The sequence below is a fragment of the Nonomuraea sp. bgisy101 genome (assembly GCF_057708945.1).
Window position 1 is genome coordinate 56,842 of the sequence record NZ_JBYITD010000048.1, and the last position, 9,148, is coordinate 65,989.

Consider the following 9,148-nt stretch of genomic DNA (forward strand, 5'->3'; position numbering starts at 1 on the left):
TTCCGGCGGCGTCTAGTGGCTGTGGCCGTGGCCGTCAGGCTCGGCGGGCTCAGCGGTGGGCGGTGTTGTGGGCGCGGTGGTCGATGTCGCGGTCGCGTCGCCGACCTTCACCGTGAAGGCGGCCGTGCGGACCTTGTCCTGGTGCTTGAAGTCGAGGAACAGCCGGTAGTCGCCCCTGCTGGGCACCTCGGCGTAGAAGGTGAGGCTGTCCTTCTCGGGGTGGACGTGCAGGTAGGCGAGGTCGCCGGCGCGCAGCGCGACCAGGTGGCCGAGCGCGCCGAGGTAGGGCTGCACGTCGGTGACGGGCTTGCCGTCCTTGGCGACCGTCAGCGTCAGCTTGCCGGCCTGCCCTGGCACCAGGTCGCCGTCGAGCGTCACGGTGTATCCGTCGACCTCGGCGGTACGGCTGACCGCGGGCAGCGGCTTCGGCGCGTAGTCGCCGGCGGCGAACAGGTCGGCGCCGAGCGTCATGGCGCTCGCGCCCGTGGGCAGGATGTCGGCGTAGGCGCGGTAGACGCCCGCCTCGGGGAGAGTCAGCTTGACCGTCCAGACGCCGTTGGCGCCTTCCTCGGGGTGGAGGTGCTGGAAGGTGTTCAGGTCGCGGGAGACGACGATGAAGTGGACCTTCTTCTCGTGCTGGACCTCGTAGCCGGTGACGGGACGCCCGTCAGGGCCCGTGACGGTGAAGCTGAAGTCGGTCGGCTGCCCTGCCTTCAGCGTGTTGGTGGCCGGTGTGAACGTGTAGCCGTTCTCGGACACCTGGAGCCCCCCGGGGGTATCCTGGGACGTCGTGGCCGTCTTGGTCGCCTCGGCGCTGTCGGTGTGGCCTGCGGATTCCCCGTGGCCGGTGCTTTCCCCGTGGCCGGCGGTCTCGGGCCGGGCGGTGGGGTCGGCTGTGCCGACGGCGTGAGTGGTGGCCTCGGTGTCAGTGGTGGACCCGGTGTCAGTGGTGGACCCGGTGTCAGTGGTGGACCCGGTGTGTGCGCCGGTCCCGGTGTGGGTGCTCGCCTTGGGCGGCGTGCCGACCTCACCGACCGCGCTGCCCACACCCAGCGCCGCGCCGAAGACGACGGCGAGGCTGGAGACGTAGACGACGAGCTTGGCTGGTGTGTTCACGACTGATGCGCCACTTCGTATCCGGCCGCCTCGACGGCGGCGACGATCCGGTCCTTGTCGACGGGGGAGGCGCTTTCGACGGTCAGCAGACCGGAGGCCAGGTCCACCTCGACGCCCGTCACGCCCGCGACCTCGCCGACCTCTTCCTTCACCGAGCTCACGCAGTGGCCGCAGGTCATGCCGTTGACGGTGTAGGTGGCGGTGCTCATGTCCATATCTCCCTGTCGCTGTGCTGTCGCTGGGTATGCGGGTTACGAACGGACCAGTCGCGCGATCGCGTCGGTGGCTTCCTTGACCTTCGCCTCGGCCTCGGGGCCGCCCTTCATGGTGGCCTCCGCGACGCAGTGGGCGAGATGCTCTTCCAGAAGAGAGATGGCGAAGGACTGGAGCGCGCTCGTGGCGGCCGACACCTGGGTGAGGATGTCGATGCAGTACTTGTCGTCCTCGACCATCCGCTGCAGGCCCCTGGCCTGGCCCTCGATCCGGCGCAGGCGCCGGAGGTGGTCTTGCTTGTTGCCGGTGTATCCAGCCATGGTTCTCGCCTCCCTCTTCCTCAAGCATAACACCGTACCCCCCTAGGGTATTCCATCGGCCTGGATTTCTTGACCTTCCGTTGGGAATCCGGGCCCCGCGCGGGTCCGGATGTCGGCCTTCCGCCGGGACCGGGGCCACGTGCGGGGCGTCGGCCTTCTGCCGGGACCCGGGCCCTGTGCGGGGTGTCGGCCTTCCGTTGGGGCCCGGGCCCCGTGCGCTCGGTGAGGCGTATCCCTGGACGGAGGCCGGCCCCGTGCCGGGGGTGGCGTGTGGGCCGGCCTGCCGTACGGACGGCTACACATGCGCGGCGGGCTCCTGCGGGACCCGCGCGGGGCGCCGCATGAGCGCCAGCGTGAGCAGCGCGCCCACCGCGGCCACCACCCCGGCGCCGACGAAGGCGGCGTCGAAGCCGTCCTCCCGCGACGTGGCGATCGCGGTCATGACCGCCAGCCCCAGCGCCGACCCCACGTTGTAGGTGGTGTTGACGATGCCCGACGCCAGCCCGCTCTCCTCCGGGGCCACCCCCGACAGCGCCGACATCATCGCCGGGATGTACGCCAAGGACATGCCGACCGCCGACACCAGGCTCGCGGGCAGGAACGCCGACCCGCTGAAGGCCAGAGCGCCCACGCCGACCGCCAGCACGGCGAGCCCGAGCACGATGAGCGGCTTGGCGCCGAACCGGCCGAGCAGCCGCGCGGTGATCCCGATCATGAAGATCATCACCGCGACCGTCATCGGCAGCAGCGCGGCCCCGCTGGCGAAGGCGCCATAGCCGAGGCCCTGCTGCAGGAACAGGTTCAGGAAGTACCACATCGGGATCCACGCGGCGCCCAGCAGCGCCATGGCCAGGTTCGCGGGGGCCAGGCCCGGCGTGCGCCAGATCTTCAGCGGCATGAGCGGCTCACGGGCGCTGCGCTGCCTGATCAGGAACACCACCAGCAGGGCGATGGCGGCGGCCGCCTCGATCAGCGGCGCGCGCTCCGCTGCCTGGACGATCGCGTAGACGGCCAGCGCGATGCCGCCGGTGACGGTGACGGCGCCGAGCACGTCCACCGAGCCCCGCCTGGCCTGCGTGGCCGGCAGCAGCGCGGGAATGGCCGCCAGCGTGATCAGGCCGATCGGGACGTACACGATGAACACCCACGGCCAGCTGAGCCACTCGGTGATCACGCCGCCGAGGAACACGCCCGCCGTGCCGCCCGCGGGGGCCGCCGCGCCGTACAGGGCCATGGCCTTGCCCAGCTCGCGCTGGTCGCTCCCGAACAGCATCATCAGCAACGTCATCGCGGCGGGCGCGATCAACGCCCCTCCGACGCCCTGGACGGCGCGGCCGAGGATCTCCACCCATGCGGTGCCCGCGGCGGCGGCGACGACCGAGCCCGCCGTCAGGATCACCCAGCCCGTGGAGAAGATCCTGCGGGCCCCGAACAGGTCGGCCAGACGGCCGCCGAGCAGGAGCAGCCCGCCGAACGCGACGACGTAGGCGTTGAACACCCACTGCAGACCGCCCTGGCTGAACCCGAGGTCGCGCTGCATCTCGGGAAGGGCGACGCCGATGATCGACGTATCCATGATCACCATGAACTGCGCGGCGGCGAGCACGACGAGCGCCCACCACCTCCGTGACTGCGACATGGCCACTCCCTTCCTTGTACCCCATGGGGGTATCAGTGAACGCCGAGGAACGTAACATACCCCCCTGGGGTTTGCAAAGGACCTGTCCAAGATGGGACGCGGAGCCGATACGCCTCGCCGATGGCGCCGTCGTATCGGAAGATTGGGTAGAACTGGATAGGTCCGCACCCGGGGGAGCATCGCCAAGCCTTGCTAGGCTGCTGTGCAACCGTTGCAACCGGGCGTTGTCTCACCCCGGCAGGTGAGACCGTCGAAGAAGTGGGGTCACACCGTGAAGAAGCTGCTCGTTCTGGCGCTGCTCGCCCTCGGGGGGCTGCTGATCTGGCGTAAGGTGCAGGCCGACCGCGCCGAGCTCGATCTTTGGACCGAGGCGACCGGCAGCGAGAACTAACGATCGTGGCGACGAGGGTATGACCGAGTCCGGCCCCATCAAGCTGGTCTGTCTCGACCTCGCCGGCACCACGATCGGCGACATCGCCACGGTCGAACGAGCGTTCTCCGAGGCGATCGCCACCCAGGGCATCGTCCCGGGGACCGGTGCGTACGCGCGGGCCATGGTCCACGTGCACCGGTCCCGTGGGTGCCCCAAGATCGATGTCTTCCGTGGGATCTTCCCGGGAAACGAGGCCCAGGCGCAGGCCGCCAACCTGACGTTCGAGCGCTCCTACGAAGGCGCCATCGAGCGGGCGGGTCTCGTCACCGTGCCCGGAGTCACTGAAGCTCTCGACAAGCTCAGGGGCTCAGGGATCCACATCGCACTGATCACCGGCTTCAGCCGTACGACGCTGAGCAGGGTGCTGGGCGTGCTCGGCTGGCACGACAAGATCGACCTCGCCATCGCCCCCGAGGACGCGGGCCGCGGCAGGCCATGGCCTGACATGGTGCTCCACGCGGTGCTCCGGCTGGGCGTCGAGGACGTACGGCAGGTCGCCGTCGTCGGCGACTCCGAGAACGACATGCTGGCCGGACGGCGGGCCGGCGCCTCGCTGATCGCCGGACTCATGACGGGTGTCCACAGCCGAGACCGCCTCCTGAAGGGCGGGGCCACACACATCCTCGACTCGCTGGCGGAGTTCCCCGAACTGGTCCTCGGCGGCAAATACGACCCGCCCGCCGTGGCCGTCGCTCAGGGCTGACGGTTAGTCACTCTCTGTAATCGGGTATGTCGCGTTGCGTGATCACTCATGATCGCAACGGACTCATCCCGTGAGAGGTACTTCATGCGTCTTCCGCACGCCCTTTCCCTATTGGCCGCCGCCGCCGTCGGCACCAGCGGCCTGCTCGCCACCCCCGTCCACGCCGCCCCCATCCCGGTCCCCGTCCCCGTCTACGGGTGCTACGACATCCAGCGGGACGAAGCGGCCGCCGTCGTCACAGGCGTGTGGTGCGAGTCCTACGGCGGAGCGCCCGTCACCGGAGAGATCGTGACGGAGTTCAGGATCGTCCCCAACGACCCCGAAGGCAGCGCCAGCTACACCTGCAGGCTTCCCGCGGGCAAGACGGCCGCCGGATACGCGGGCGGCTACCCCGCCGCGGTCCTCGGCTTCTCCTGCTGGGAGGAAACCGCTGAGCCCGCGGTCCAGGCGCCCGCACCCGCCACCCAGACCCGCGACAGCCTCAGGCCCCACCTCCTCCTCGACCCGATCAGGCTGTCCATCAGATAGCCGCCCGGCCGCCGCTCGCACAGGAACCCCCTGACCAGCGACACCCCGCCCCGGCCCGTCCGCACGCCGGCGCACACCCGGGGCGGGGAGGGCACATCGGGTGGCGAGAGCCCGTATGCTGTTGCTACGGTGTACAGCCGAAGCTGTCCGAGTGCGCTGGCGTTTCGCAGGTCAGACGGCGTTTCAGGGGCCTTAGCTCAGTTGGCAGAGCGCCTGCTTTGCAAGCAGGATGTCAGGAGTTCGAATCTCCTAGGCTCCACCAGTACAAACGCCCCGACACCGATCATGGTGCGGGGCGTTCGTGCCATTAACGTGCCATTAGCCTCCGGCCCGCTTCTTCCTCGCCTTCTTCCGCTCGGCCTTCACACGGGTGCTGAGAGCGTCGGCGATCTTCTGGTCGGCGTCGCGGGTCGCGTGCTGGTAGATCAGGGCGGCCCGGTCGCTGTCGTGGCCCATCCGCGCCTTGAGATCCGCGATGCTCGCACCGGACTGCGCGGCCAGGGTGTTGCCCGTGTGCCGTAGATCATGGAAGTGCAGCCCTTGGAGGCCCATCTCCTTCAGCGCTTCCGCCCACTTGGCCTCGCGCCGGAAGTTGCCGCCTCGCAGGAAAGCGCCGCGCTTGCCGAGGAACACGAACGCGTCGTCGGGCTCGTCGACGTAGGTCGCCAGGTGTTCGATCAGCGCCGGAATGATGACCGAGGGGATCGCGACGGTGCGCCGGCCGGCTCGCGATTTGGGCGGCCCGAGCTGCATCGTGCCACCGTCGAGTTCGAGGAGCTGTTCGCGGACAGTGACCGTTCGCGCGGTCAGGTCGAGACTCCCACGGCGGAGGGCGATCACCTCACCCCATCGCAGGCTCGCGAAGGTCGTCAGGAGGATCAGCGCCTTGAAGCGCCTGTCGGCCATGCGGTCGGCCAGCTCGAAGACCTGGGCCAGCGTGAGGATGGGCCGTTCGGGGGTGTGCTCGTTATCCGCGCCCTTGATCCGGCACGGGTTCCGAGCGATGAGCTTGTCTTCGTCCGCGGCCGTCATGAGCACGGCCCGCAGCAGGCGGTATGCCTTGGCCGCTGTCGAGACGGACGTGCCCTTGGCGAGCAGGTCGGCCCGCCAGCTGCGGATCATCGGTGTCGTCAGCTTGCCCACCGCCACTCCGCCGAGGCTGGGCGCGATATGGCGGTCGAGGAGCCAGGTATAGCCCTCGATCGTCTTGGGACGCAGACCGGGACGCTCGCTGATCCACCTGCGGGCGTAGTCACCGAGCTGCACCTTGCCGCGCTCCGGGTCGGTCCACTCACCCGAGATGATCTGAGCCTCGATCAGGGTGAGCGCCCGATCGGCGTCGCCCTTGGTCGCGTAGGTCGTCTGGCCGGTTCTGAGCTGTCCATCGGGACCGGGTAGCGGATCTGGAAGCGGCCGGAGGGCAGCTTGCGGATGCTGCCGAAACGGCGGTGGCCGTCCTTGTTCGCCATCAGGCTGCCCTCCCTTGCTTCGGAGCGACATCGGCGGGACGCATGGGCTCGACAGTCCCAGCGACGACGAAGGCGGTCAGCGCCGACTCGCGGATGCGGACGGGCCGGCCGTACTTGACGAACTCGATCCGTCGTTCGGCGATCAGCCGACGGACGAAGCGGGGCGAGGTGTTGAGAAGGTCGGCGGCCTCGTCGACGCTCAGAAGCTTGTCCATCACGCTGCCTCCCTTGCGGTTGCCGAGGAGTCTGGGGGTGGCTCGCCTGTCGCCCTGGCTTCAAGGGTGAGGAGGCTGGCGCGGAAACTGCTGGCGTCGGGCGATGCCTCGTTGGAGCTGCTCGGCGCGAGTCGTCCGGGTCGGGTCGCTGCTGGAGACCGGGTGCCAGATGTAGCGGTGGCGGTCGTTGGCGGCCGGGTCGTCGAGGCCGAGGAGTTCCAGGGCCCAGGCACGGCGGTCCTGCTTGTGCTCGCGGAGGGTCTTGTTGGACCACTTGCGGGAGACCAGGACGCGCCGGCCCGCGTAGCCGAGGTATTCGGGTCGGTGTGCTTTGCCGCGGCAGTGGCCGGGAGTCATCCCCCGCTTGGCGTCCTTGGGCTGGACGCCGTAGCGGAGCCAGTTGGGGCAGGTGGGCGAGCATGGTTCGTAGCGCAGGGCGTCGAGCATGCGGGTGACGTGGTCGCGGCGCGCCTGGTCCTCGTCGTCGGGGTCGAGCGGGTCGCCGAGCGACTTGGTGAGGTACTTGGTCAGGTAGCCGGCCCCCTCCGTGAGGACGAACGAGAACTCCCGCCCTGGCTGGAAGAGGATGCTCTGCATCTCGACGCGGACAGCCGCGGCCCGGGACACGGCCTCTTCATCGACGTCCCTCCCGATCGAGAGAGCAACCGCGCATACTCGGCCGTCTGGAGCAGGGCCGGAATCATTGCCGATTGGAACGAGGCCACCCGATGCGCCGCACGGACTCGGGCCGCGTTCGCCGACTCCCGACCCGCCAAGCCACCCTTCAGCCGCGAGACCTCGTCCCGCAGGCGTGTGAGCAGAGCATCCAACTCAGCTCGCGCCTCCCTGGAAAGCTCCAGAGCTTCCACGAGACGCTCAACCGTCTCAGGCAGCGGCAGCAACTGGCCCGTTTCGATCTGCGAGATCGTCGGCTGAGTCACGCCGGCCCGCGACGCCAGATCCTTCCCAGTGAGGCCGGCATCCTTGCGCAGTCGTCGGAGCAACTCACCCAGTGCCCGCAGGCGGTCCCGACGATCGTCCACACCCAGCGTTCTACCACCCGCAAGACGATCGGTTCAGACGCTGATCCAGATCACTGCCGAATTGTTCTCATGGGGTATCAAGGGCGGCGCTCCGCGCCGCCTCGCGGCCCTCCGCCGCTCGGCTGCCGGGCGTGCGGCCTTGGGGCCGGTCCCGGCCGCCGGACGGCACGGGCCGCACCTTGCCGTAGCCCAGCCGCATCAATCGCCAACGAGGTGGAGTTCGAGTGCGGCGTCTTCCCTGCAGACGGCGGCCAAGCGCGCCATGTTCGCCAGGACGTCACGTTCGCCGGCGGTCTCTGCGAGCCCAGTGAGGTAGTCCAGCTCTGCGAGAAGCTGCGGGATCTCCTCACTGGTAAGGATCAGGTCGCCATATGGATCTACGCGCTCCAGCATGGGCACCATGCTGCGCCCGCGTGCCCGATCCACCAAGCGCACGAAGACGTCGTCCCTGTCACCCACAACAGGGCCAACCGGAACGAACCTTCTTCGCCGAGGGCTCGTTCCAGCACGATCCACTCTCATCAAGACCGCATCGACTCCCACTTTGCCCCTCACCGTGTCTTCTCGAAAGAGCAGCCTCCGGCGGGAGCACTCCGGCTCCGGGATGATCGCTTGGGCTGCGTTCGTTTGAGATGTCCGTAAATGGCTGAGGTGAGCTGATCATCCCGCCCGCCACCGACCCGGGACAAGCCGAGCAGACCAGGGCCACGGGTACCAGATCGTTCGTCCGCGGGGCGCTCCATCTGGTACCCGTGGCCCTGGCCCGCTTCCCCTGCGGGCGGGTCGACGGCGAACGGGATGATCAGCGGGGTAGCACCGTGCGCAGGTACGCATCCCATGCCATTCTGCGGACATGCTGACCGTGCGCGCACTTCGCGACTACCTCGAAGGGCTTCCAGACGAGACCCCCGTGGTGATCGATGTCCACGACGGCGACAACTGGTCGCTTCGCGTCGAGAACATCGAGGTCACGACCTCACAAGACGTGACCGAAGGCGGAGACCCGTACGAGGGCATCGAAGTCGAGATCTTCTGGCAACCCGGCGGGCACGGCTGGACCATGAACGGCCCCTCCAAGACACTCTTCACCCTGGACGAGATGGCCGAGCTGATCGCCGAACGCAACGCTCTCAGGCAACAACTCGACGAGCTTCGTTCCAGCTTGGGGTGCTGATCGTCGTGCCATTAGCGTGCCATTAAGGGCGGTCACCAGCGGTGAACCACGGTCACTCGCGGGCCGTCCTCCGCGCAGGCCGAGGTCGTTGTCCCTGAAGATCAGGCCGTTTTGCAAGCAGGATGTCAGGAGTTCGAATCTCCTAGGCTCCACCCATACAAAAGCCCAGGTCATCCGCCTGGGCTTTTGATCTTTAGCGGGGCCGTTCCGGGGGTCGTGCCCGAGGGCGCGGCCGTGCGCCGGTGTCGACTGGGCGGACGCTGATCGTGCGGTTGGTCAGGCTGAGAGGGCGTCT

General features: G+C 68.6%; 13 protein-coding genes and 1 tRNA gene. 5 read left to right on the forward strand and 9 right to left on the reverse strand.

Translation table 11 applies throughout. The annotated features are described in order from the left end of the window. Positions 1-12: 12 nt before the first annotated feature. The 4 genes from AC3EO4_RS49685 to AC3EO4_RS49700 form a co-directional block, all read right to left on the reverse strand. A complete protein-coding gene (locus AC3EO4_RS49685; RefSeq protein WP_431903032.1) occupies positions 13-1,116 on the reverse strand; it encodes a hypothetical protein in 1,104 nt (367 codons plus the stop codon). Next, positions 1,113-1,325, reverse strand: a complete 213-nt coding sequence (locus AC3EO4_RS49690) for a heavy-metal-associated domain-containing protein (RefSeq protein WP_379572782.1) — start codon at positions 1,323-1,325, stop codon at positions 1,113-1,115. Before AC3EO4_RS49690 ends, AC3EO4_RS49685 begins: the two co-directional genes overlap by 4 nt. Positions 1,326-1,367: 42 nt before the next feature. Further along, the gene (locus tag AC3EO4_RS49695) at positions 1,368-1,649 is read right to left on the reverse strand and encodes a metal-sensitive transcriptional regulator (protein WP_379572781.1); all 282 of its coding nucleotides are present in this window, start codon (positions 1,647-1,649) and stop codon (positions 1,368-1,370) included. A 295-nt stretch (positions 1,650-1,944) separates the two neighbouring features. Next, positions 1,945-3,288, reverse strand: coding sequence for an MFS transporter (locus AC3EO4_RS49700; RefSeq protein WP_431903035.1), 1,344 nt, complete (start codon positions 3,286-3,288; stop codon positions 1,945-1,947). 271 nt (positions 3,289-3,559) lie between these two features. On the opposite strand from AC3EO4_RS49700, the gene AC3EO4_RS49705 reads away from it, so the two are divergent. The 4 genes from AC3EO4_RS49705 to AC3EO4_RS49720 all read left to right on the forward strand — a co-directional run bounded on the left by AC3EO4_RS49705 (position 3,560) and on the right by AC3EO4_RS49720 (position 5,214). Further along, a complete protein-coding gene (locus AC3EO4_RS49705; RefSeq protein ID WP_240506072.1) occupies positions 3,560-3,679 on the forward strand; it encodes a DLW-39 family protein in 120 nt (39 codons plus the stop codon). Between the two features lie 19 nt (positions 3,680-3,698). Continuing rightward, positions 3,699-4,424, forward strand: coding sequence for an HAD-IA family hydrolase (locus AC3EO4_RS49710; RefSeq protein ID WP_379572779.1), 726 nt, complete (start codon positions 3,699-3,701; stop codon positions 4,422-4,424). Between the two features lie 84 nt (positions 4,425-4,508). Then, positions 4,509-4,952 (forward strand): hypothetical protein, encoded by a 444-nt coding sequence (locus AC3EO4_RS49715; protein WP_431903038.1) that lies wholly within the window; start codon positions 4,509-4,511, stop codon positions 4,950-4,952. 186 nt (positions 4,953-5,138) lie between these two features. Further along, positions 5,139-5,214: transfer RNA gene (locus AC3EO4_RS49720), tRNA-Ala, on the forward strand. Between the two features lie 56 nt (positions 5,215-5,270). Here the strand turns inward: AC3EO4_RS49720 and AC3EO4_RS49725 are convergent. From AC3EO4_RS49725 to AC3EO4_RS49745, 5 genes are all read right to left on the reverse strand, one after another. Further along, positions 5,271-6,218, reverse strand: a complete 948-nt coding sequence (locus AC3EO4_RS49725; RefSeq protein ID WP_431903040.1) for a tyrosine-type recombinase/integrase — start codon at positions 6,216-6,218, stop codon at positions 5,271-5,273. A 202-nt stretch (positions 6,219-6,420) separates the two neighbouring features. Beyond that, positions 6,421-6,636: a helix-turn-helix domain-containing protein gene (locus AC3EO4_RS49730; protein ID WP_431903042.1), complete on the reverse strand. Its 216-nt coding sequence runs from the start codon at positions 6,634-6,636 to the stop codon at positions 6,421-6,423. Positions 6,637-6,696: 60 nt separating this feature from the next. Next, the gene (locus tag AC3EO4_RS49735) at positions 6,697-7,263 is read right to left on the reverse strand and encodes a replication initiator (RefSeq protein WP_431903044.1); all 567 of its coding nucleotides are present in this window, start codon (positions 7,261-7,263) and stop codon (positions 6,697-6,699) included. After that, positions 7,164-7,679, reverse strand: coding sequence for a helix-turn-helix domain-containing protein (locus tag AC3EO4_RS49740; RefSeq protein ID WP_431903046.1), 516 nt, complete (start codon positions 7,677-7,679; stop codon positions 7,164-7,166). Before AC3EO4_RS49740 ends, AC3EO4_RS49735 begins: the two co-directional genes overlap by 100 nt. Positions 7,680-7,877: 198 nt before the next feature. Then, positions 7,878-8,072 (reverse strand): hypothetical protein, encoded by a 195-nt coding sequence (locus AC3EO4_RS49745; RefSeq protein ID WP_431903047.1) that lies wholly within the window; start codon positions 8,070-8,072, stop codon positions 7,878-7,880. Between the two features lie 460 nt (positions 8,073-8,532). Here AC3EO4_RS49745 and AC3EO4_RS49750 point away from each other — a divergent pair, with 460 nt between their 5' ends. Further along, complete coding sequence (locus tag AC3EO4_RS49750; protein WP_431903049.1) at positions 8,533-8,853, forward strand: hypothetical protein; 321 nt, start codon at positions 8,533-8,535, stop codon at positions 8,851-8,853. Positions 8,854-9,148: the final 295 nt, after the last annotated feature.

Bases quoted from the DNA above. Each gene is read 5' to 3' on its own strand.
- AC3EO4_RS49690 (WP_379572782.1), bottom strand. From the start codon at position 1,325: ATGAGCACCGCCACCTACACCGTCAACGGCATGACCTGCGGCCACTGC.
- AC3EO4_RS49695 (WP_379572781.1), bottom strand. From the start codon at position 1,649: ATGGCTGGATACACCGGCAACAAGCAAGACCACCTCCGGCGCCTGCGC.
- AC3EO4_RS49700 (WP_431903035.1), bottom strand. From the start codon at position 3,288: ATGTCGCAGTCACGGAGGTGGTGGGCGCTCGTCGTGCTCGCCGCCGCG.
- AC3EO4_RS49710 (WP_379572779.1), top strand. From the start codon at position 3,699: ATGACCGAGTCCGGCCCCATCAAGCTGGTCTGTCTCGACCTCGCCGGC.
- AC3EO4_RS49715 (WP_431903038.1), top strand. From the start codon at position 4,509: ATGCGTCTTCCGCACGCCCTTTCCCTATTGGCCGCCGCCGCCGTCGGC.
- AC3EO4_RS49730 (WP_431903042.1), bottom strand. From the start codon at position 6,636: ATGGACAAGCTTCTGAGCGTCGACGAGGCCGCCGACCTTCTCAACACC.
- AC3EO4_RS49745 (WP_431903047.1), bottom strand. From the start codon at position 8,072: ATGCTGGAGCGCGTAGATCCATATGGCGACCTGATCCTTACCAGTGAG.
- AC3EO4_RS49750 (WP_431903049.1), top strand. From the start codon at position 8,533: ATGCTGACCGTGCGCGCACTTCGCGACTACCTCGAAGGGCTTCCAGAC.